The sequence below is a fragment of the Spiroplasma endosymbiont of Seladonia tumulorum genome, from assembly GCF_964020235.1.
Classification (GTDB): domain Bacteria; phylum Bacillota_I; class Bacilli_A; order Mycoplasmatales; family Mycoplasmataceae; genus Spiroplasma.
Genome location: NZ_OZ026545.1, coordinates 177,041 through 201,272, shown reverse-complemented (window position 1 = coordinate 201,272; position 24,232 = coordinate 177,041). Strand labels below are relative to the sequence as shown.

Annotated in this window: 24 protein-coding genes; 11 read left to right on the top strand and 13 right to left on the bottom strand. The window is 26.1% G+C overall.

Annotation, left to right across the window (positions count from 1 at the left end; all coding sequences use genetic code 4):
• Positions 1-154: 154 nt before the first annotated feature.
• The 10 genes from AACL22_RS01375 (at position 155) to AACL22_RS01330 (ending at position 10,463) form a co-directional block, all read left to right on the top strand.
• Positions 155-469 (top strand): ribosomal-processing cysteine protease Prp, encoded by a 315-nt coding sequence (locus AACL22_RS01375; RefSeq protein ID WP_338989038.1) that lies wholly within the window; start codon positions 155-157, stop codon positions 467-469.
• A 2-nt stretch (positions 470-471) separates the two neighbouring features.
• Positions 472-762 (top strand): 50S ribosomal protein L27, encoded by a 291-nt coding sequence (rpmA, locus tag AACL22_RS01370; RefSeq protein WP_348737153.1) that lies wholly within the window; start codon positions 472-474, stop codon positions 760-762.
• A 653-nt stretch (positions 763-1,415) separates the two neighbouring features.
• Positions 1,416-2,987: a sodium-dependent transporter gene (locus tag AACL22_RS01365; RefSeq protein WP_338989032.1), complete on the top strand. Its 1,572-nt coding sequence runs from the start codon at positions 1,416-1,418 to the stop codon at positions 2,985-2,987.
• Positions 2,988-3,456: 469 nt separating this feature from the next.
• Positions 3,457-6,123 carry a valine--tRNA ligase gene (locus AACL22_RS01360; RefSeq protein ID WP_338989031.1) on the top strand — a complete coding sequence of 889 codons (2,667 nt, stop codon included), beginning with the start codon at positions 3,457-3,459 and terminating at the stop codon, positions 6,121-6,123.
• Positions 6,104-7,438 carry a methylenetetrahydrofolate--tRNA-(uracil(54)-C(5))-methyltransferase (FADH(2)-oxidizing) TrmFO gene (gene trmFO, locus AACL22_RS01355; RefSeq protein ID WP_338989029.1) on the top strand — a complete coding sequence of 445 codons (1,335 nt, stop codon included), beginning with the start codon at positions 6,104-6,106 and terminating at the stop codon, positions 7,436-7,438. The genes AACL22_RS01360 and trmFO overlap by 20 nt, the downstream gene beginning before the upstream one ends.
• A 60-nt stretch (positions 7,439-7,498) precedes the next feature.
• Positions 7,499-8,917, top strand: a complete 1,419-nt coding sequence (locus tag AACL22_RS01350) for an NADP-dependent glyceraldehyde-3-phosphate dehydrogenase (protein ID WP_338989027.1) — start codon at positions 7,499-7,501, stop codon at positions 8,915-8,917.
• A gap of 57 nt (positions 8,918-8,974) precedes the next feature.
• A complete protein-coding gene (locus AACL22_RS01345) occupies positions 8,975-9,307 on the top strand; it encodes a hypothetical protein (protein WP_338989025.1) in 333 nt (110 codons plus the stop codon).
• A 51-nt stretch (positions 9,308-9,358) separates the two neighbouring features.
• The gene (locus AACL22_RS01340) at positions 9,359-9,634 is read left to right on the top strand and encodes a hypothetical protein (RefSeq protein WP_338989024.1); all 276 of its coding nucleotides are present in this window, start codon (positions 9,359-9,361) and stop codon (positions 9,632-9,634) included.
• Between the two features lie 431 nt (positions 9,635-10,065).
• Positions 10,066-10,215, top strand: coding sequence for a hypothetical protein (locus tag AACL22_RS01335; RefSeq protein WP_338989021.1), 150 nt, complete (start codon positions 10,066-10,068; stop codon positions 10,213-10,215).
• The gene (locus AACL22_RS01330) at positions 10,215-10,463 is read left to right on the top strand and encodes a hypothetical protein (RefSeq protein WP_338989018.1); all 249 of its coding nucleotides are present in this window, start codon (positions 10,215-10,217) and stop codon (positions 10,461-10,463) included. The genes AACL22_RS01335 and AACL22_RS01330 overlap by 1 nt, the downstream gene beginning before the upstream one ends.
• 528 nt (positions 10,464-10,991) lie before the next feature.
• Here AACL22_RS01330 and AACL22_RS01325 read toward each other — a convergent pair.
• The gene (locus AACL22_RS01325; RefSeq protein WP_338992949.1) at positions 10,992-11,972 is read right to left on the bottom strand and encodes an IS30 family transposase; all 981 of its coding nucleotides are present in this window, start codon (positions 11,970-11,972) and stop codon (positions 10,992-10,994) included.
• A 66-nt stretch (positions 11,973-12,038) separates the two neighbouring features.
• Here AACL22_RS01325 and AACL22_RS01320 point away from each other — a divergent pair, with 66 nt between their 5' ends.
• Positions 12,039-13,775, top strand: a complete 1,737-nt coding sequence (locus AACL22_RS01320) for a hypothetical protein (protein WP_338989016.1) — start codon at positions 12,039-12,041, stop codon at positions 13,773-13,775.
• Between the two features lie 1,105 nt (positions 13,776-14,880).
• Here AACL22_RS01320 and AACL22_RS01315 read toward each other — a convergent pair.
• The 12 genes from AACL22_RS01315 to AACL22_RS01260 form a co-directional block, all read right to left on the bottom strand.
• Complete coding sequence (locus AACL22_RS01315) at positions 14,881-16,479, bottom strand: hypothetical protein (RefSeq protein WP_338989013.1); 1,599 nt, start codon at positions 16,477-16,479, stop codon at positions 14,881-14,883.
• Positions 16,480-16,493: 14 nt separating this feature from the next.
• Complete coding sequence (locus AACL22_RS01310; protein WP_338988785.1) at positions 16,494-16,763, bottom strand: hypothetical protein; 270 nt, start codon at positions 16,761-16,763, stop codon at positions 16,494-16,496.
• A gap of 15 nt (positions 16,764-16,778) precedes the next feature.
• A complete protein-coding gene (locus tag AACL22_RS01305; protein WP_338988787.1) occupies positions 16,779-17,339 on the bottom strand; it encodes a hypothetical protein in 561 nt (186 codons plus the stop codon).
• A 9-nt stretch (positions 17,340-17,348) separates the two neighbouring features.
• Positions 17,349-17,714: a hypothetical protein gene (locus AACL22_RS01300; RefSeq protein ID WP_338989011.1), complete on the bottom strand. Its 366-nt coding sequence runs from the start codon at positions 17,712-17,714 to the stop codon at positions 17,349-17,351.
• Between the two features lie 27 nt (positions 17,715-17,741).
• On the bottom strand, positions 17,742-18,782 hold the full coding sequence (locus tag AACL22_RS01295; RefSeq protein ID WP_338989010.1) for a hypothetical protein: 1,041 nt from the start codon (positions 18,780-18,782) through the stop codon (positions 17,742-17,744).
• A 42-nt stretch (positions 18,783-18,824) separates the two neighbouring features.
• Positions 18,825-19,262, bottom strand: coding sequence for a hypothetical protein (locus tag AACL22_RS01290; protein ID WP_338989009.1), 438 nt, complete (start codon positions 19,260-19,262; stop codon positions 18,825-18,827).
• Between the two features lie 95 nt (positions 19,263-19,357).
• Positions 19,358-20,584, bottom strand: coding sequence for a hypothetical protein (locus AACL22_RS01285; protein WP_338989008.1), 1,227 nt, complete (start codon positions 20,582-20,584; stop codon positions 19,358-19,360).
• 18 nt (positions 20,585-20,602) lie between these two features.
• Positions 20,603-21,061 (bottom strand): hypothetical protein, encoded by a 459-nt coding sequence (locus AACL22_RS01280; RefSeq protein ID WP_338988799.1) that lies wholly within the window; start codon positions 21,059-21,061, stop codon positions 20,603-20,605.
• Between the two features lie 11 nt (positions 21,062-21,072).
• The gene (locus tag AACL22_RS01275) at positions 21,073-21,231 is read right to left on the bottom strand and encodes a hypothetical protein (protein ID WP_338989005.1); all 159 of its coding nucleotides are present in this window, start codon (positions 21,229-21,231) and stop codon (positions 21,073-21,075) included.
• A 213-nt stretch (positions 21,232-21,444) separates the two neighbouring features.
• On the bottom strand, positions 21,445-22,176 hold the full coding sequence (locus AACL22_RS01270) for a hypothetical protein (protein WP_338989002.1): 732 nt from the start codon (positions 22,174-22,176) through the stop codon (positions 21,445-21,447).
• Positions 22,177-23,040: 864 nt separating this feature from the next.
• Positions 23,041-23,388, bottom strand: a complete 348-nt coding sequence (locus AACL22_RS01265) for a lipoprotein (RefSeq protein WP_338989000.1) — start codon at positions 23,386-23,388, stop codon at positions 23,041-23,043.
• A gap of 52 nt (positions 23,389-23,440) precedes the next feature.
• Entirely contained in the window at positions 23,441-24,031 is a 591-nt protein-coding gene (locus AACL22_RS01260) for a hypothetical protein (RefSeq protein WP_338988998.1), read from the bottom strand.
• Between the last annotated feature and the right edge of the window lie 201 nt (positions 24,032-24,232).

Sequence of the window (24,232 nt, the reverse complement as noted above, 5' to 3'; positions counted from 1 at the left end):
TACGGTAACAAAATCAACAACTGCTACAAAGTCAACTGTAAAACCTGTTGCTGATAAAAAACCAGTAGCGGCAAAGCCAGCAGCTAAAAGTTCATCAACAACATCAGCAAAAAAACCAGCATCAAAAACAAAACAAAGTGACAAGTAAAACATTATGATTAAGATTATAATTACGAAAACTGAGAAAAAAATTAAGAAAATTGAAATTACTGGTCATGCTAAAGCAGCTGAATATGGTAAAGATCTTGTTTGTGCCGCAATAACAGGAATTGCAACTGGTGGTTTAAATGCAATTGATCAAATTAAACCAAATAGTTGTCAATTCATTGTTAAGGAAGGACTAATTATTATTACAGTAAAAAATAATAGTGCTGACTTACAAGTTATGTTACAAACAATTTATTATCAATTTTTAACAATTTATCAGCAATATCAAAAATTTATTAGTGTAAAGGAGGTTGAAGAATAATGATGAAGTTCGCATTAGGCTTACAGTTATTTGCTTCAAAAAAAGGAGTAGGATCGACTAAAAATGGTCGTGATTCACATTCAAAACGATTGGGTGCAAAAAGAGCTGATGGCCAAACAATTAGAGCAGGATCAATCATTTATCGTCAACGTGGAACAAAAGTTCACCCAGGAGTAAATGTTGGGCGTGGTGGTGATGATACCTTATTTGCCTTAATTGATGGGATTGTTAAGTTTGAAAAATTTGGACGAAATAAAACAAAAGCATCAGTTTATCAAAAACAAGTTAAATAAATAAAAAAAAATACTAATTTTTTGAAAAAAGTAGAATTAGTATTTTTTTTATGGTTATAATATATCTATTAAAAGGAGGATTAGAATGATTTGCAATAAAAAAACTTGAAAAGATTGACAAGTTTATTACCAACTATTGTTTGACATTTTAATCGGCTTTAGTTTTTTAGTGTTGTTTTATCAATTCAATATATTTATATCATAGGCTCAATTGTGATGATTATTTATTTCTTATCTTTTATAAAATATCAAAGTGAGATAACAGGAACAAATATTTATCAAGAACAAAATCTTTGAAAATTTTATTTTTATCCAATTATTGGAAAAATTATTAATATAGTCCATGGGAAGTGTCATTACCAAACAGGGAAGGCATGCCCCTATCAATATTTTTCTTAAATGTGCATCAAGTATTTGCAGGAGTATTTGGTGCACGATGATTTCTGAACACGGTGATAGTTGTTTCAGAATTAGTTTTCTAAACTAAAACTATTATTCAATTTTTTAGAGACAGAATTATAATAATAAGAAAAATTTGAGAAAGAAATGCAGCGATATTTTTTTATTAATCAAAAGAAATATTATTCGTTAAGGACAATTATTAATAATTTATTAGTAATTGTTTTTTATTTTTAAAAGAAAGGAATTAAAAAATGAAAAAGAAGAAGCATGTTAGCAAGTTTGGTTTTATTGTTTCCACATTAGGGGCAGCAATTGGACTTGGTAATGTATGGGGGTTCCCCACCTTATTAAAGCAAAATGGAGGTTTAGCATTTTTTGTTTTATATATTTTAGCAATTATTATCTGTGGCATTCCGTTATTAATTTTAGAATTCAACATTGGTAATATGCGACGTAAATCGTTAATTAATATTTTTGATGAAGAAAACCCAAAAGCAAGTGGGTTTATCGGTTGATTTGAATCAGCCTTTATGTTTATTGTCGCTAATTACTATACCGTATTAATTGGTTATGTTTTAATTTCATTAATATTAAATTTTACATCGTCAATTAATACATCATTATGGTTTGATAATAATATTTTAAATCCTGGTGGAATTGGTGTAGCCGGTAATGCTAATTTTCAATGATTAGCATACTTAGCCTTTATTGCAATTGTTATTATTGCTGGGACAATTGTAATGTTTCGAGCAAAAGGAATTGAAAAAGCAAATGTTATTTTTATTCCAGTTTTATTTGTTATTTTATTAGTTTTAGCAATTTACGTTTTAACAATTCCAGGAGCATTAGAAGGACTAGGAACAGTTTTAATGCCAACGCAAAGAACCTTAAGTTCCTTTGGTAACTTGCAAGTATGAAGTGATGCCTTTGGATTAGGTGTGTTTACGGTTTGTGTTGGTTCAGGATTTATGATGTTATTTGCTGGTGCAGCACCAAAAACACAGGATAATACAAATAAAGCATATATTTTATCATTTGGTGTTTTAGCAATTTCACTTTTAACATTAATTATGGTTTTTGGTTCAGCAGGCATTTTAGTTCATGAACAAAATCCTGGATTAATTACGATTGATGATTATACCAAAGCAATTGATGAAGCGTTTCCAAAGAATGATGGTGCTAGTTTTATCTTTAATGTTTTTCCACAAACTTTTAATGTTATTAATAAACAAACCTTTGTTTGTTTTGGAAACTTTTTAGGCATTTTATTTTTTACAGCATTATTATTTGCTGGATTAAGTAGTATTATTGCAATGATTGAAGTTGTCATAAATGGAATTTTTTCAAATTACAAGGTAAAGGAAAAACAAGTTATTATTATTTTAATGATTTTAATGGCTGCCATTGGTTTAGTCTTAATGTTTAAAGATACTAACCAATTACTTTATTCGTTCCAAGCTTTAGCTGGTAGTGTTAATATGTTAGTGATGGCTTTAGTTGAAATTATTTTATTTATTCATATTTACAAAAAATTACCAATAATGATTGCCTACAATAATGCACATTCGTGAATTAAAATTGGTAAAACATATAAATTTGCGATTTCGTATTTAACACCATTGTTGTTAGCAGTTAATAGTGTTTTTATGTTTTATGTCTTTATTAGTTCAGGGTTATCAAAACCTTGATGATTATCAGTATTAGCAGTATTATTAGGAATTATTATGCCGTTAATATGTAGTATTTTATCGGTTACTGTGTTAAGAAAATATCAAATTAAACCAGTACCAGTTGGAATGTGACAAGAAGGATTGGAGAACTAAATGATGGCAACTTGATTAATTATTACATTGACGATTATTATTGTGTTGTTTCTTGTTTTATTTGGCGGATTTGTCTTTTTTATGTATAAAGATTGAAACAATAATATTAAAAGGGCAGAAGACACAAAATTAGAAAAAAATAAAAATAAAAGTTAATTATAACTTTTATTTTTATTTTAGAATAATATTCTTGGAGGAACAAAAAAAGGTTGCAATTAATTGAAAAAGAATTATAATAAAACCATAAATATTAGAGGAGTAATTAAAAAAAATAGTTCAGAGAGTTAATTGATGGTGTGAAATTAATCTATTGTTTTAATGAAGGTTGCTAAATATTTTAACTTGATATTTTAATTAAGGTAATAAGTGATACTTATTAAAAAAGGATGGTACCGTAATTATTTAGAAAATAATTGCTCCTATTATTTTATTTAAATAATAGGAGTTTTTATTTAGAAAGGAAACAAAAATGGGAAAAGAATTAACAAAGAAATATGATCATGCCTTGGTCGAAACAGGAAAATATCAATTTTGAAAGAAAAAAGGTTATTTTACTGCAGATGTTACAAGTAAACAGTCAAAGTTTAGTATTGTTATTCCACCCCCAAATGTGACTGGGAAATTACATTTAGGTCATGCTTGAGATACAACATTGCAAGACTTGATTATTCGCTATAAAAAATTACTAGGATTTGATACTTTATATTTACCAGGAATGGACCATGCGGGAATTGCTACACAGGCAAAAGTAGAAGAACGTTTACGTATAACAAAAAATATTTTACGACATGATTTAGGACGAAAAAAGTTTATTGAACAAGTTTGAGCATGAAAGGAAGAATATGCTGAAATTATTCGTGAGCAATGAGCTAAATTAGGATTAGCATTAGATTATTCACGTGAGCAATTTACATTAAATAATAATTTAACATCAGCAATACAAAAAGTTTTTATTGATTTATATCAAAAAGGATTAATTTATCGTGGTAAACGAATTATTTCTTGAGACCCTGTACAAAAAACCGCTTTATCAAATATTGAAGTTATTTTTCAAGAGCAACAAGGCAAAATGTATTATTTTAAATATTTTTTAGAAAATAGTACAAGTGAGTTTTTGACAATTGCAACAACACGCCCAGAAACAATGTTTGCTGATCAATGTGTTGTTGTTAACCCAAATGATAATCGTTATCGCAAATATTGAAATAAAAAAGTGATAAATCCAGCAAATGGTGAATTGCTTCCTATTATTTGTGATAATTATGTTGACCAAGATTTTGGAACGGGAGCAATGAAATGTACACCAGCACATGATGCTAATGATTTTGAAATTGCTTTGCGTCATCATTTAGCAATGCCAATTTGTATAAATTTAGATGGGGCAATGAACGAATTGGCTGGAAAATATCATCACCAAGATCGTTTTACTGCCCGTCAAAATTTAGTTCATGATTTAGATCACCAAAAGTTAATTGTTGAAATTAAAGATCATTTTCATCAAGTTGGTTTTTCAGAACGAAGTGGTGCTATTGTTGAACCATATTTATCAGACCAATGATTTGTTAAAATGGAATATTTTGCTGAAAAAATTATTAAATTTCAATCATCACCAAATAAAATTCAATTTTATCCATCTCGATTTAATACAACATTAATTAATTGAATGAAAAATGTTCAAGATTGATGTATTTCACGGCAACTATGATGAGGACATCAAATTCCAGCATGATATCATAAAGATGATTCAACAAAAATTCATGTTGGTTTAACTCCACCAGATAATAGTAAAAATTGAATTCAAGATGGAGATGTTTTAGATACTTGATTTTCATCAGCATTATGACCAATGACAACTTTAGGATGAAATTGAGATAAAACATTATTTCATCGCTATTTTCCAACTAATGTTTTGGTGACTGGTTATGATATTATTTTCTTTTGAGTTTCAAGAATGATGTTTGACTCATTAGAGTTTACAAAGGAAAAACCATTTAATGATGTTTTAATTCATGGTTTAATTCGTGATGAAGAAGGCCGAAAAATGAGTAAGTCATTAGGGAATGGGATTGATCCGATGGATGTTATCAAAGAATATGGTGCAGATACATTACGTTATTTTTTAGTTACAAATAGTGCACCAGGACAAGATTTACGTTTTTCTTTAGAAAAAGTTAATAGTGCTTGAAATTTTATTAATAAGTTATGAAATGCTGCTCGTTATGTTGAACTGAATTTAACAAGTGATTTTAAACCATTGGTTAATTTTGAAACAGAAATTAAAAACTTATTATTAAACCATCAAGAAAATGCTATTGATCAATGAATTTTAACTGAACTAACAAAAACAATTGCTAAAGTACAAACGAATATGGAAAAATATGAATTTGTTTTAGTTGGCAAAGATTTGTATGATTTTGTATGAAATAAGTTTTGTTCATGATATATTGAATTAACAAAAGTTAATTTACAAAGTAATAATGCCACAATCAAGAAGATAACAATTCAAACATTGTTTTATGTTTTAAAACAAATTTTAATTATGTTACATCCATTTATTCCATTTGTAACAGAAGAAATTTATCAAAAATTAAATTTGAAAGAGTCAATTATGTTAGAAGTTTACCCAAAAATTAATTTTAATTATAATGTTGATTATTTGAATTTAGTAACGGAAATTGTTGCTGCAATCCGTGAATTGCGAAGTAATTATCAAATTAAAAAAGAAGATATTATTGAAATTTGATTTGATCAAATAAGTAGTAAAAATAATATTACTACAAATGTTATTGCATTAATTAATGAATTTATTTTAAAAATGGTTAAAAGTAAAGTGATGGGCGTGCTTCAAGAAAAAGATGCAAACCAAAAATATGCCACAATTCCATTGACGAATGTTATTTTAGAAGTTGGATTGAATGATATTGTTGATGAAACAGTAGAGCAACAAAAAATCAATGGGGAATTAACTCGTTTCGAACAAGAACTAGAACGAAGCAAAAATATTTTAAATAATCCAAGTTTTTTAGCAAAAGCAAATCCTGAAAAGATTAAACTTGAACAAAAAAAATATGCCCAATATTTAGAACAATATCAACAATTAAAAGGAAAAATAACAAATGGCAATTCCAACGATTAACATTATTGGGGCTGGATTAGCAGGAACCGAGGCAGCGTATCAATTAGCACGACGAGGTTTTAAGGTTAATTTATATGAAAGTAAACGATTAATAAAAAATCCAGTGCAAAAACAAAATTCCTTTGCAGAATTGGTTTGTTCAAATTCGTTACGTAGTGAAAGTTTAACGAATGGTGTTGGTTTATTAAAACAAGAAATGCTAGCATTTAATTCATTAATTATTAAAGCAGCTTATGCAAGCCGTGTTCCAGCTGGGGGAGCATTGGCTGTTGATCGGAATCAGTTTTTAGAATATATTACAACATGGTTAACAAATAATTCAAATGTCACTTTAATTAATCAAGAGGCAACAACTATTGATGATAAAGCAATTACATTGATTGCTTCTGGACCCTTAACAACATCAAAATTTCAAACGACCATTCAAGGATTATTGGGGCAAGAATATTTTTACTTTTATGATGCAGCCGCACCAATTATTACAAAAGAAAGTATTGATTTTACTAAGGTATATTATAAATCACGTTATGATCAAGGCAATAGTAAAGATTATATTAATTGTCCAATGAGCAAGGATGAATTTGAATTATGAGTTCAAGCATTAATTACAGCAGAAACAGTAGCTTTACATGATTTTGAAAAAGAAATTTATTTTGAAGGATGTATGCCAATTGAGGTAATGGCAAAAAAGGGGATTAAGTCATTATTGTTTGGACCATTAAAACCAATTGGTTTAGAAACCACAAATGGTAACCGTCCATATGTTGTTGTGCAATTACGTCAAGATGATGCAATTGATATATTATATAATTTAGTTGGTTTTCAAACTAATTTGAAGTTTCCAAAGCAGCAACGCCTTATTAGTATGATTCCAGGTTTAGCAAATGCTCAGATTGTACGATATGGTGTTATTCATAAGAATAATTTTATTAATTCTCCAATTTTATTAAATCAATTTTTACAAGTAAAAAAACATCAGAATGTATTTTTTGCTGGTCAAATTATTGGTGTTGAAGGATATGTTGAATCAGCAACCACAGGAATTATTAGTGCCCTAAATATTGCATGATTATTAAATAACGACCCAATGTTAACATTTCCGCCCGAAACAATAATGGGCGCATTAGTGAATTATATTATTAATGCTTCGAAAACTAATTTTCAGCCAATGAAAGCAAATTTTGACATTATCCCTCCCTTTGAACAACATTTTAAAAGTAAAAATGAAAAATATTTAGCATATAGTGAACGTGCGTTAACAACATTAAAACATTTTATTATAAACAATAATTTAAATGTGGAAAGTATCTTTTAATAATTTTTAAAAAGCATAAAATATAAATAGAATAATGCAGAAAGAAACGAGGCGGTAAAAATGAATTTGGAATTGAATGCATTAATTAATGGTGAATTAATCAATAATGGGGATTGATTAGAAATAATTTCACCAATTAATAATAAGCCATATGGCCGTGTTCCAGCTCTAAAAGAAAAAGAAATAAATGAAGCGTTTAAGTGGGCTCGACAGTCACAAAAAGAATGAGCAAATTTAACTTTATTTGAACGAATTAGTTATTTGCAAAAATGAGCAAAATTATTAGAAAGTCATAAGACAGAACTTGCGAAAATTATGGCCCATGAAATTGGAAAAAGTTTAAAAGATGGTCAAGTTGAAGTAGAACGTAGTATTGAATATATTGATTACACAATTGAAGAAGCAAAACGAGTTTTTCCAGAAACATTAACTGGGGATGGTTGAAATATTAAAAATAAATTAGGGATTTTTTCTCGTGTTCCAAAAGGTGTTATTTTGGCAATTTCACCATTTAATTATCCTGTTAATTTAAGTATTGCAAAAATTGTACCAAGTTTAGTTGTTGGTAATACTGTTGTTTTTAAACCGGCAACAAATGGCAGTTTAACTGGGTTATATATGGCAAAATTAACTTTTGAAGTTGGTTTTCCGAAAGGTGTTTTTAATGTTGTAACTGGTCGTGGACGTGATATTGGAGATTTATTAGTTTTAAATCCTGAAATTGATGTTATTTCATTTACTGGGTCAGTTGCTGTTGGCAATCATATTCGCAAATTAGGACATGGAAAAGACTTAGTATTAGAATTAGGAGGAAAAGATCCAGCTTTAGTATTAAAAGATGCTGATTTAACAAAAGCAGTAAAAGAAATTGTTGCTGGTGCTTATGCATATTCTGGACAACGTTGTACGGCTGTTAAGCGAGTACTAGTAGATGAAACAATTGCTGATGAACTAGTAAAATTATTAAAAATAGAAGTTAGCAAGTTAGAAGCAGGTTCGCCATTAGATAATAAAGCTATTATTCCTGTCATTGATTTAAAAGCTGCAGATTTTGTACAAGGTTTAATTGATGATGCTTTAGTAAAAAAAGCAACATTAATTCTTGGCAATCAACGAAAAGATAATTTAATTAGTGCAACTTTAATTGATCATGTTACCTCAGAAATGCGATTAGCATGAGAAGAACCATTTGGTCCAGTCTTACCAATTATTCGTTGTAAGAATGTTGAAGAAATGATTACTTTAGCAAATAAATCAAATTTTAAATTGCAAGCATGTATTTTTACAAAAGATATTAATGCAGCATTTAATATTGCTAATGAATTAGAAACAGGAACGGTTAATATTAATGGTCGTACTCAACGAGGACCTGATTCATTCCCGTTTTTAGGAATTCATGATTCTGGACAAGGAGTTCAAGGGATTCGTGAAACAATTAATTCAGTGACACGTTTTAAAGGATTAGTAATTAATTATTAAAACTAATCTTTTTTAGTTTTATGATATATTATAATTATAAGTAGGTGAAAGTAAAAAATGGAAAATAAAGTAGAGCAAATGTCTTTGCGTGAAGAAAAAATTGAACAAACTTTGAATGAACTAATGTCAACAATTCAAGCAATTAATTTAGATCTTACTGAATTACAAGAACGAGCAAGTTTACAAACGAATGCTGTTCTCGATAAATATGATACTATTGGTGAGCAAATTGCCAATATTGCTAAGGAAATTAATGATTTAGAATATAAGTTTGATATTACCGAAATTTCACTATATTTAATTTTTTTAGATTTAAAATTATCATTTAATATTTTAAAAAATAAGTTAGAAGTAACAAAATATTTAATCCAACTTTTTCAAAGACAGTAATTAATTATTATTGTCTTTTATATTATTATTTTTAGGGGAGGTTATTTAAAAATGGATTTAAAACAAGAAAAGTTTTTGTTTACAGATGGAGAAGAACATCTTATTACTGATTTTCAAAAAGAAAAGGGCTATATTTTTTTTCCGAAAGCAGCAACACCAGGCTGTACTTTAGAAACAATTGCTTATAATCGTTATTATCAAAAATTTTTAATAATATTTATCTTGGCATTGAACGAAGCACTTTTTTGCTGGATAATGATTTTAAGATTATTCAAGAATGACGGAAAGTTAAACCAGTTGAACATATTAAAACAGTATTGTCAGTAGTAACAGAAATTGATTTAAATAATAAATCTTAGTGTTATATTTATATTATTTTAGTAATAATTAGCATTGTAATGTAAGTTTTTAGGAGACAAAAATTTAAAATTACGAAAGGGTTTTAATATGGTACAAAATTTAATAAACTTATCAACAAATAATGTAAACTGTAATATGAAGTGCAACAAATCAACTCAGAAAGGAGTTGTTTTTTTAATGGAAAGAAAACATTATTTTATTTTGCGGTCCTTAGTAACTAAGTATGGAAAAGATAATGTTATTAATACTGTTATAAGATAGTAACTAATAATGTAAAAGAAAATGAATAAATTATCCGCGTAATTTATTAGCGGTAATTTATTCAATATTGTTTATTTTGAGCGTAGCGAACACGCGAAGCGTGCCGCGCAAGCTAAATTTCTAGGAGGAATTAAGTTATGCCAGTATGGTTAACATGAATATTTAGTATTGTTATTATTTTAGGAATTCTTGCTTGAATTGGTTTATCGATTTATCAAAAAATTCGTCAAATTCGAGGTAAGAAAAAAGATAAAAAAGAAATTAAAAATAAGGAGGATAAAGAATAATGTTAGGTATGTATTTAACAACAGTTGTTAATTTTCTAGCTGCAGATACTCCTACTATTTCAGGTGGAATGGATTCTATTTGAAGTGGTTTAGGACAAGTTATGATAAAAGTTAAAGACGCTGTTTATGCTGTGTTACCACAATTAATGACCTTTTTAGGTGACGCTTGAATTATTTTAATTCCATTTGGAATTTGAGTAATTATTAAAATATTAAACTTTTTCCGTGTTATGGTTAAAGGATTTTAATATTTATTATAACTGATCTTATATTTTAACTATGGCACACTAGCTTTTATGTGAGTTGATTAATTATAAACGTATAATTTTATATTTTAATAGCTATTAGTTAAAACTAAGTAGTTATTTTCAGTGTGCCTTAATTTTTAATTTTATATATTTAACAATGTTTATTACAATACATATACATTATTTAAACATTAGTATAACAATGTTGGCTGTATGTATTATTTAAGGGTTTTAATTAATATCTTAGAAATTGTGGAATAAAAATACCACTTACTTATCTAAATTATATTACTTTTAATTTTATTGTCAACAATATTTTAACATTTTTTAAATTTTTCCACGACAAAAATACATGTTTGGCGCTGTGTATATATAAACGGCAAATTTATATCTTGTTAAGTTAATAATAAAATATTTTTAATAAATTGCAACAACTTTTTCAGAAAAAATTAAATTTTTGTAATTTTATCTTATTTTATTCATATTTAAGCGCACTAAAAATAATTTATTAAATTTTAACTAATAAATTTATTTAAAATTTTGTAAAAACATTGTCTTTGCACTTAATCAATTTAAACATGGTCGGAGTTTATCATTTATAACATTAACTACTCAATCTATCATTTTTTGACTAATATTATTAAAATCAATTCCCTTAGAAAGTCAATATCTAAATTCACCGTTCATATGCTCAATTAATGGTTTTTGTTGTGGTTTACCGGGGTCACAAAAATAAACTTGTGTTTCAGCAAATATTTTCATTTCTCTTCATTTACTAAATTCTTTTCCTCTATCAGTTATTATTCCTTTAATTTTCCCAATTAAATTATTATTTTTAACAATATCTTTAAATTTTTCTAAAACTTCATTAGCAGTATTATTTTTTAATTTCATTACAAAATAATTTTTACTTGATTGTTTTACTAAAACTAAATTACTAGATTGATGGTCTTTTCCTACAACAGTATCCATTTCAAATCATCCAACATTAGAAACTTTATTTTCAATATCTCAAATTGATTTAAAGTTAGTTAATTTACCACGATTATCAGTTTTTCCTTTTGTTTTATATTTTTTACCACGATGGGGTAAATTTTCTTTTTTTAATCCAAATTCACCTAAGCGAATTCATTTATACAATGTTTTAACACAAGCAGGAAATTTAACACCAAATTCCAAGAAATAACGATAAATTAATTGTTCGGGTGTATCGTGGTATTTATTAAATCTTATTTTAATAAAATCTAACTGCTCTTTTGTAAATTTAGGTAGTTTTTTAATGCATTTTTTACGTTTTTGTTTATAATCTTTTTGTGCTTGATATGGATTATAATATTGTATATTTTTAAATCGCTTAATTTCTCTTTTAACAGTATTAACTCCACGACCCGTTTGTCGTGATATTTCAGATAAATTAATTGTGCCATTTTTCTTTTTACAAGTATCAGATAATAATAAATCTTTAAATAAATCTCGTTCATCAAATGTTAAATGTTTAAATTTTCTCATTTTTATACAAATTCCTTTCATTTTTTCTTATAATGTATTATATATAAAATAAATAGGTCAATAAATATGCAAGAATTTAGTAAAATTAATAATAAAAAACGAATTACTAGTTATGAACATTTAAATAAAAAATATAATTTAAATTTTAGTGACTATAATTTTGGTTTTGATTGAGAAGTATTTAAAGATTTTGTTGGTGATAGTTATGCCCGATATTTTACTTCGCCATGTTTTTTTAAGTTTGTCTCAGCGGGGCGTGGTACTAATAAGACATGAAATCACCTAGCAGAAAAATTATTTTTTGCTTGTAATTTTACCGATGCTTCATCTAACATTTTACGAAGATATGCCAATACCCACGAAGATACTACATTTGGCGATACAATTAATGTCTGCAACTATCTATATGATAAATATGGGATTGATATAGGGTATGACAATGAAAATGGTATTGTTTGACCTAAAAATGTTAAAGAAGGTGGCGAAATTGTTTTTCCTAGTGGTGTTCGCATTGCTTTTGCTGGTTATGCTAATGGTAATAAAATTATGGGGAAAGTTGGTAAAGGTAGTGGTATTATATCAGCATGAACTGACGAAATGATACATGCTGAAGAAAAAGAAATCTTAACTGATAAAGAACTAGATAAAAGATATAATAATTTAAGAGTTTCAATGTTTCGTTCTAAAAGTTTAAAAGTGTCTTACGAAAAATACACGGATGAAAATGATAATGAACAATATAATTTAGATAATCCTATTCCAGTAAAAGAATTATCTTGGACATTTCAAGAATGAGACAACATAGCAAAACAATATATAACAGTTACAACATATTTTTATAAAACATATTCTAATCAATTTACCTTTAATCCTTTTGATAAATACCATATCTTTTATGAAAAATTTGTAACGCCATATTTACCTTTAAATGAAAGAATTAAAAATATTTTAAAAGAACACAATCAGGTATATTCAGAAAACAAACAAGCATTTAATGGTTTGGGTATTTTTAATTTGCGTTTAACTATGGGGGCTGTTTGAAATAAAATACCTGATATTACCAAAAAAATTGTTTTAGCAAATAAAGAAGAACGACCCGATTTATTTGAACTTGAATATTACGGTTTTGAATATAACGATAATGACCCCAGTATTTATGTTTTACGAAATTATCGTAAATATATTAAAGAGTATAATTTACAAGATTTTTATAATACAAATACAAAACAATATCAATTTGATAGTTATTCAATTGGTGTTGATTATGCTAATGGTAGTGAAGACCATACAGTATTTTTATTTAGTGGTTATAAAATTAATGAAAATAATGAATATGATAAATATTTAATTAAAGAAAATGTTGTTACCCCAAAAAACGCAATGAATTTAAATGAAATAGTTGAACATTACGGACAATGAATAATTAACTGTTTTGATAAATTTGATGGTTTTGAATATGCTACATTTCATTATGATATTAATGCTCATGACTTTATGCAAAAATTACAAGAAGATATTTACCCTTATTTAGGTTATAAAATTAAGATGTTTAAAGCCAAAAAACATCAGACATCCCTTAATAAAGAAGCGGGAATAATTAATCGTGTAACATGAATAAGAAAAATGTTTGTTCAAGGCAAAATATATGGTATATTATATAACTTCCCATTTTTAGATAAGTGTATTAGTGAATTAAGATTTAGCGATACCAAAACAAACACACCCGACAGTAAAATGTACCACGATCCATATGATGCTTTGTTTTATGGTTCTTATCCGTATCGCTTTAAAATGGGTATATAAAATGTATTATAATATTATTGAAATAAAATTAGAGAATATTTCAATTAATTTTTATCTATATTTTTATTAAATCTGTAATAGCAGATTTTTTAGGTTTTGGGCGAGCGGTTGATTTTCTTAAATTTTTGTGATAAAATGACTTACAAGTTAAAAAAGATTTTGAGGTTCTTTCAAACAAATTTGGGAACCTTTATAAAATTCTTCGCTTAACGCTTAGAATTTTTCCCAAGTATTTTGAAAAGCGCGGCAAAAGTTTTTTTAAACTTTAAGGCATTTTTCGCAAAACTTATGAAAATCACCGCGAGCCCAGATTAGTACAATATAATCACAATAATAATCATTTAAATAACTTCCTTTCTCAAATATGTTTAAAAAGTGCTTGTATATATATATATATATATAATGTCAATAGATCTTGATAAAAATTTTCAAGATAAAAGAAAGGAAATAATAAAATGAAAAAACTTTTAAGTTTATTAAGTCTATTAACTATTGGTGGAACCGCTGTACCAACAACAATTGCTGCTAGCCCCTATCAAAAAGAAGAAACTAAATTAGAAATTAGTAAAGTTAATTATTCACAAAAAAATAATTTAGAAAAATTAAATAGAGTAAAAAGACAAGATAATAAAAAAAATAATATTGTTGGAATTTCAGAAATTGTTATTATAACAAATAAAAGTATTATTTCTTCCGGTGTAGTTTTAAATAATAAATTATACTTTGGTTCTTTTGATCATAATGTTTATGAATATAATCCTGAAACTGAACAACAAAAAGTTGTAATTACAACAAATGGGAGTGTTTTTTCTTCCGGTGTAGCTTTAAATAATAAATTGTATTTTAGTTCTTATGATGGAAGTGTTTATGAATATGATCATACAACTGAAAAACAAAAAATTGTAATTACAGCAAATATTAATGCCATTTCTTCCGGTGTAGTTTTAAATAATAAATTATACTTTGGTTCTTTTGATCATAATGTTTATGAATATAATCCTGAAACTGGACAACAAAAAGTTGTAATTACAACAAATGATGGTATTTGATCTTCTGGGGTAGCTTTAAATAACAAATTATACTTTGGTTCAAAAGATAATAAAGTTTATGAATATGATACATTGCAATTAATTGAATCTAAAATTATTAATATGAGAGATCAAGTAAAAAGAGGGTTATATTTATATCATAAAAAACAAAATCCTAATTCTGAAATTAAACAGATTTTAAATATTAATTTAAAAAATTTAACAGAATCTGAACTTGTTTTAGAAGAAACACAAAAAAATAAATCATATAATTTAGAACAAGATCTTAATGATATTTGTAAAGATTCTAACTCAACATTTATAAATAATAGTAGTATTGAACAAATTCAAAATACAGTTTCTTGTTCTAAACAATTAACAGAAACAAATACATTTCAAAAAATGAATGGATTTTCTAAATCAGAAACAACATCAAATACTGATATAGGCATATTGATAATAGTTTCGTTGTTTTTTAATTGTCTGTTTAAAGTAGCATTTACTGGTAAGCGAACATCAACAATTAACTCATCAATATTTTTAATATTGAATGTTCTACTGTTTAAAATCGCATTATTATATTTAATTAACTTAATAATGAATTCAGTTAATTTAATTTCTCTAATATATATCATTTGTTCATATGATGCGTTTGTTTGAATATTTACTCCCGCAACTTCTGCTTGTGTTTGTTGGGCTCCCTTGGCGATTGCGGGAACATGATGGCGATTTATTTTATAGTAATTAGTTAATAATCAATCATATATTTTGGTTAATTGTTCACCTTTAAAATTACCCGCAATATAATCTACTGGTTGAAAATTACTATCAGGGTCTCCTTCAACTAATAACAAGTCATTTTCAATAAATGAAGCTAGCATTTTACTAATTTCTTGGTCAACTACACCAGTCACGCCGTTAGTATTAATAGTAAATTTACCACTATTTAATAATGGATCTAACATTATCTTTTCAGCAATAATATCTAAAATACTAGCAAATTGTTTACCATACCGAGCAGAAGGCTCAAAATTAGGGTTATTAGGAATAATTTGAATTGGAATAAAATTAAGTGGTAATATTTCTTCTCTTTGTAAAGTTGTATAGTTATTTCATTTAGCATCATCAATATATAAGTCGGTAATAGTACTATATAATCGTGTTTTTAACTTTCTAATAACTTTAACTTGTTTAGTTACAGCATCAATCTCTAATTTTTCAGTAATAAAAATACTCTGGTCATTTTTAATATAAGAGTCATAATCAAAAGTACAAGATACTAAATTATCTAATTCATCATATTGGTCATTGTAAAAATCAATAGTAATAAAATTAAGTTTTGAATTATTAACAAAAATAAAGTATGTACCCCTACCATTCTTATTAATTTTATATTCGTTATATCAATTTTTATTAGTAAAGTCTTGCATCTTTAAAAAGTTATTAATTAATTTAGTATCTAATTGTTGATTAGTAAGTGGATTATAAATGCTAATTTCTAAATCTCGTGGATTTAAAAAAATAGCATTATCTTCACAAATTCTTTTTTTTAAAATCTCATTATGTTTTTGAACAGTAACATTTTTACGATTAGTAATAGTTGATGCTAAATTAAGATAATAACTATCAATATCATAATCTTTTTTTATTTTCTTTTTTGCTGGTAACAATCCCATTTATAACTTCCCCTTTATTTTGTTTCTTCTTTTTTAATAACATCTTCAATACTATCTTCTTTTTGTTTTTTGTTATGTGTTTTGATAAATCTAATTGTTTCAATAATCAAAACTATAATTCCAGCTCCGATAAGCATTGCTGAAACAATAACATATGCCGGTCAAGAAATACCTAATGTTTTTTCTCCTATAAAACAAATAATAATTCCTGCGATAAAAAACAATGATGAAACTCCAAAGATTTTCAAAAACATAATTACATCTTTAATATTTACTTTTGACATAATAACATCTCCTTTCTAATTTACCTTTTTTCTTTCAATAAACACAAATCCCAAAGGTCTAAATGTTGCTGGACCATTAACTCCAATATTAATCAATCCATCAGGATTAATAGATAATGCTAAACATGCACTATTAACACCTATTTGATCATATATAACACCTATTGTTTGTCTAAAACTATGCCTTGTTTGCAACATCCCTTGACTTTTTAAATCTCCTTTGATATTTTTTCCTGAGGCTCAAATTCTATAAATATAATTTTCTTTATCAAAATTAGGAATAGTATATCCTTTTTGTCCAACTTTAAAATCACTAGTATCAACAATTTCTCAATCTGGAACTTTTGGTATAACAATTGATTTTTTTAATTCATCTAAAATTTCTTCTTTTATTTTTGCAAGTTTTTCATCTTTAATTTTTTCTATAACAAGTTTATCTAATAAAGCATCAACTTCTAATTGAGTATAATATGCTTCTAAATCAATCATTGTTAAATCAATACCTTCTTCTTGAAAAGTACGAAACATTTTCTTTAAAGTTGTTAAATTAGCCAATGATTTTGCATAGGTAGGCAATAGACCTTGTTAAGTAATCATAGGATCATTTTGCGATGAATAATTAATATCACCAACACTCATATTTGCCGAAGTAAAAAATTCAATTGGAATGCGGTTAAATGTTCAATGCTCAATCGTAATAAACACCATATTAATACAAATTTTCTTTAATAATGGATCTTTAAATGTTTCAAACTTTAGTTTTGAAAATGGATAGTTTAAGTAAGAATTAATCATATTTTGGGCTCTTAAAGCAAATGTTTTAAATCATAATTCTACATCACCTTTAAAGAACTTATTATAACGAACTGGAACTTGTGTAATTTTACCTGTCATTGGAATAAAATTATTATAATTTTCCAAAGTAACATTTTGTCATAATTCATTTAACATTTAATCATCTCCTTATCATTTACTTTTTTAAAAATATATTTTCTTTAATATAAATTTTTTACTATTTAGTAATGTTTTTGTTTTAATTGTTTTGTTTAAATCTTGTTTTGTTCTGAGTTGTTTATGTGCTTGAAATACTAGTCCATTACCTAACAAACTAGTAACCACACTATCTTCTAGCGTATTTAACAATTTATCTTTATTAAAGTTATTTTTAAATTGTTCTTGCATTTTTAATATCTTAGCAATTATCCGATATATTTTAAAACTATCTTTTACTACTTGCTGATAAACAAGTGGGGCAAAAGAAACTAAATTAAACAAACTTGTTTTTTTAAATCCCCAACCAATAAACCACTCACTGTTCATATAGAATTTAAACGGTTCAGGAGCCAAAACAAACTGTTCTGCTTTGATTAAAGTTGTCATAACGACAATAGGGACATATTTAGGATTTTTATAATATATTGTTAAAGCAACTTCTCCCGCAACTGATAATGGAACAATTTTTACTGCTAAAAAAACATCAGAACCATAAGCAAAGGGTAATAATTGGCCTTTTTTAATAGCTTTAGTTTCAAATTTAGAGAATATTTTTTTAGTTTTATCAGTAATTTTATTAATTACTTTTTGTTTAATTGTAATTATTTGTTTTTCAATTGGAGCTAATAATTTTTTAGTTACTTTTTGAATATAAAAATTTGGGTTTAAATGATTTAAAATTTTATTTAATTTAATTGGTGTTTGGTGAAAAATATTTAATAATTTATTATTATATATTTTACTGCTCCGCATTAAATTAGCATTTAATAGTAGATTTTTACCAACACCTTTTTTATGAAGATTAGTCATAATGTTATATCACTCATTAGTATTAATTTTGCTTATTTTATCAATATTTAATCCATATTCATATAACAATTTATTAGCATTTTTTTCATTTACGCGCGGTATTTTTTGAACTAATGTAGGGCTTATTTTTTGAATATTTTTCTCAATTTTTAATAAATTATTAATTGTTTCTAAATTAGAAACTTTAAAACCTTTATAAAAATCATTTCGGGCCAATTTACCAAATGTATATAATAAAGTTTCATTATTAGCCTGCTTTTAAAAATCAAATATTAATTTATCAGATAAAATCTTTTTGCCTGTAACTTGTTTTACAACATCTTCTAAATTATTAGCAGTTATTACACCTAATTTTTCAAGTAATTTAGTTTCTTTTGCTAATTTTAAAATTCTAGTTGTTCGAGCAGCACGTGTTAATTTACCAACACCGCCAATTGCTGGTAACAAATTTAAGGCGGTACTTTTTGCTGTTACTTCTGATGTTAATTTATCATATATTTGATTTACGGCAAAATCGGTTGCTGTTTCTACTCCAAACGAGATAAATGCTGCGGCAAAATTAGATAATCCCGTACCAAGACCAACAACCGAAGCAATACCACCAGTTAAAACTGATAAACCAAGAGCTAAAACTTGAATTCCTAAAAATTCTAATAACTGTAAACCAAAATTTTTTTCTTGTTGTTGGATTGACAATCTAGTTGGATTTTTTTAACAGCATAAATAAGAGCTGTTTTAGATGTTCTAATTGACATATCTATCAAACGAAAAAGTACTATTTTTTAGTACTATTAAGAATTTTTAATTTTAACATCAATCGGAGATGTTTGACCAGTAGCGTTGTTTTTACCTTCAATTTGAACAGAAACAGTTTTATCATTTGTAATATTAATTGGTCAATCTTCACCTTTACTTTCAATAAAGTAATCAAAATCACTTTCAGTTAAAGAACTATTTACGGCTTTAACTGCTTTTAAAACAACATCTTTAAATTGTGGTTTTAACTGTTCTGCTGTTGTTTGTGTTGGATTTACAACATGAATAGTTGGTTTATCTAATTTATTAATTTTACTAATATCAATTTTTGTAACAATATGTTTAATAATTCCTTTAGGTTCAACTACTGCTCCACCTAAATATAAAACTCTTTCCATAATTAAAGTATTACCCATTCCAGTACCTAACGCAGCAGCACCAACCCTTAGCGGAGTATGGTCTTTTTTGCGTAAAATAAGAGGATCATATTTTTTACTAAATTTAAAGGCAATTGCATTAACTCCGTTTGATAATAATTCAATTGTTCCTTCTGAACCATCTTTATTAATAATTGGTAATTTTTTAGGAACCATATAATATGTTGTTCCTTCAACAGTTTTCATTGCTCCACTTGTTTCAATTACGCTATTTATTTGGTCATTTGCGCCAAGTTGTAACTGTAATTTATTACGAATTCCACGAATAAAATCAGCCGAATCCAAGACAACTGTTTCTGATGGGGTAAAGCCATTTTCATATATTTTATCCATAATTTCATCGTGGATTTGTAAAGCATTTGTATCATCTGATTTTTGGCCTTGAATAGTTGTAACAGTTCCTTTATTAATAATTTCTAAAATTTTATTGCGTTTATAAGCAACTTCAGTATCCATTGCTTGCTCAATATCAGCCGCCCAAAGATTGGGATTAAAATCACTTTCTACGGGGTCTAATTTACGAGCAAAAGTTAAAATTGTATCTAATTCAACTGTTCCATCTTCAAACTTTACTTCAGTATAGTTTAAAAGACTGTCATCAGTATTAAATACTTTTTTATCTTTTCCTATACCTTCATTATATTTAATATTTTTCTTTCTTTTATATGTTAAACCAAACTTATTTGCTTCTTTTCACGCAAATAATGCCTCTCAGCTAAATTTTTGTTGATAAGTTTGTAAATATCATTGGTCAAATGATTCACAATCTTTTTGTGTTGCTTGATTAACAATATCGCCGAATATTCTTTGTGGATTTTGTGCCATAATTTTATACCTTCTTTCTTATTTATTAAATACATTGTCTGTATCTAAAATATTGTTTTCTTTATTTTCTGATTTTGGTACGCCACCAGTATTAACTGTTTGTACCTTAATTAATTCATCATAAACACTCTGCAATTGTACTTTAATGATTTCAATATCATCAGTAATATCATAAGATTTTAATAAAACATTTTTAAAATCTTCATTATCAGTTAAAGAATTAATAAAATCAATTACTTCAATTTGTTTTAATTGAATTGTTTGTTCTTCAATTTGTGAAGTTAATTCAGTATTTTTTGTTTGTAGTTCGTTGATTTGTTGATTACTATTTTCTAAATTACTTGCATTAAATTCTTCAACTTCAACAGTATTTTCTAAAATAATTTCAGCAGTTTTAATATCTAAACTACCATCTTCATTTTTAATAGGTTCATTATTTTTATCAATAAGAACAAATTTTACATTTTTTAATGCCATTGTTTTTCCTCCTATTTTTTAATATTTGTATTTGTTCTTTTTCTAATCGCTTTTTGTATAATTTCGAAACTATCGACTCGAAAAGATAAAAAATAGCGTTTAGTTTTTATATTTAACTGATTAAATACTGAGCCTTTAATTTTTATCTCATCATCTTTTTTTAATTTCAAAAAAGCAGATACAACTGACGGATTATAAATTGATAATGTTGAGTAATTTAATCCTTCTCACTGACATTTCGCAGAACAAGCATCAACTTCAACACCAGCAGCAACCAGTGCCTTAATTTTAGTTTTAATTGGGTTTTCATGTAATCTAACAGTTAATTCTAATTTATTAACTTTTTTATTTTAGATTTATTAGTTATTGATTTTTTAAGTAAATTACTTTTTGTTTGTGCCATTTTTATCAACTCCTTCTGTTATAAAATATTGTAAATGTTTTCAAGCATCGTGTTCGTGCTCTGTCATTTTAATATTTCCTTTATAAATATAATTTTTCTTAACAACTGGCGATTGTAAAACATAATTTAAATTAAATAGATATTTACATAAAACTTTTAAACCACCAATAAATTTAGGAGTAGCTAATGGATTTTTTATTTTTAAACCTTTATTAAGTTGATAATCTTCAATTATTACAATAACTTTATTTAAATAAGAACAAATTTTATTTTTAAACTCATTTAATATTAAATACATATTATTTATTGCTTCTTCTTCATTTTTAGAATTAAAAGTAATATTATTAATTATTTTCTTTTGCAAAACATTATAAATAATCATACCAGTTTGTCCAATTCCAGCAGGGTCAATTGCAATAATATATTTTAATTTATTTGTTTTATTTTTTTTGTCAATTTGTAATATTTTTCATCCATCGGATGCTAAATCTAAAATATCGTTAATTTTGTAATGTTGCATATAAGAAGCAATTACATCTCAATTGTTTTCAAATAAAATTAAGTACATTTTGGCTCATTCTAAACAATGCAAATCATAATGCTTTTTATGATGTGAAATACGACAATTAACAGGCTGACAATTAACTCAATCAAATGACGTTGTTATTTCATTTCAAGTTTTATTAATATACAAACTTTTATATTCTGTCATTTATCTATACTCCTTAATTATTTTTATTTGTTGCTCAAATTTCATCATTAATATCATTTACCGTTACTAGATAAGCTCGTATCATTAATTCTTGTAATTTATTTTTAATTTTTTTATTTCATTTTTTCATCAAATATTTTCCTTTCTGTAAAAAACATAATATTCCTTTATTGGTTAATATTTTGATATTTAGTAAATAATTTATTTTAGTATTTAATTACTTCGCCCCCGCTTCACTTTGAAGGTGAGCGGGGGCGGGATAAGATATTTTGATAGAGTTTACCCCCATACGGAAATAAACAAAGAAACAGTTTACCCAGTTATTAATTACGCTTCATCCATCCCTACACAACTTTATATAAAGAAAATAACCTTTTGGAGTTCCAACTCTCTTGTTTTTTAGTGTCCGATATTGTTTTTTCGGTTTAACAGCACTCTTTTTATGAAAACAAGCAAAAAACACGCGCTCTGACATTTCGCAAGTGATTAATCTTGCCGAGAATTAAAGAAATAAATAGGAGTAGTAAATCCAATCGCTTTCACACTTTCTTTAAGGCTTCGTGCCATAGATGAGTTATTCATCTTTAAGCATCAAAATATTAAATTTTAAGTGCCGCATTATTCATCGGATAATACCTTTATTGAAAGGATTTATAAAAATATTGTTTATTTTGTGTAGGGAAAACAGAATTTAATCTGTTTTTTTATGATAAAAGTTCTAAATTTAAAGATACTATCCGATGAATAATGCAAATAAATTTATGTTTTTTAATATAAAAATAAAAAAAAAAAAAAACAATCTCACAAGAGTTGTTTTTTGCCGGTTCATCGTACAGGACGCCTTTTCTATTAATTTTTATACTATTAATTAATAATATTACCATTTTCATCAATATTTGGTAAAGTTGGAATAGTTTCTAATGTTCATTTTCAAACTTTATAATTTGGCTCTATTGCAAATTTACCTATTGTTGTATTATTATAAATTAAATTAATAACTCATTTTTTATTTTCTGATGATATATGACTAATAACATAATATTTATTATCTTTGTTTTTAATAAAAAAATTTAATGGTAGTGAAATACCTTTTCAATTACCAATATCATCTGTTTTTTTAGTAAATGTTTTTGAATCATGACAACTAACTAAACTTGTTGTACTTGTTCCAATTAAAGTGATTGTTCCTAAAAGAGTTAATATTTTTTTCATTACTTATTTTCTCCTTTATTTTATAAAAATAAAAATTAGTAACTTTTTTATTCTAATTAAATATTTTTAATCCTGTTCCAATATCTAATCATATTCCTCCTCCAGACAAAGAACCTCAAGTTTCTACATCATAAAATGACATAGCTTGTAAAAAAAGTGATTCATTTTCTCAATAAAAAGTAAAAAAATAAAAATGATGTGCTGTAAAATTAGCGGACATAAATGTATAATTAACTTCCTGAATTGAAATAGTATTATCATTATTAATATATTTAATAGCTTCATCCGGATCATTAATTTTATAATTAGTTAATTTATCATTAAATTTGTTAATTTCTCTATTAATTGGTTTACCTACAAAAGATGTATCTCCCCAACTCACTTTAGTAAAAAAATCTTCTTTATTTCCCAAAAATCTAAACTTAGTATAATTAAATGGAAAATCTGAGCCAAAATTTAATGTAAACCATAAAATTCCACCTTTTGGTTTTTTATATCAATCTATTCAAAAAGTTTTTTTCTTATGATCATTATTATAGTATAATATTTTTTCTTGTTTTTTATAAGAACTAGCGGCAATTATTGTTGGTACAGCACTACCACTAATTGTTAATACACTTAATAAACTAAGTAATTTTTTCATACTTGTTTTTCTCCTTTTTTTATCTTGAAACTTTTTATCATGATTTACCACCATTATATATATATATATATATATATACAAGCAAAATTAGCGATTATTTTAAAAATTTTATCTTTTAAAATAACTCTTATTACGCGTTTTAAGGGGTATATTAGCAATGAAATATATTAAGTTTATAATATTATTTTTATATTTTATAAT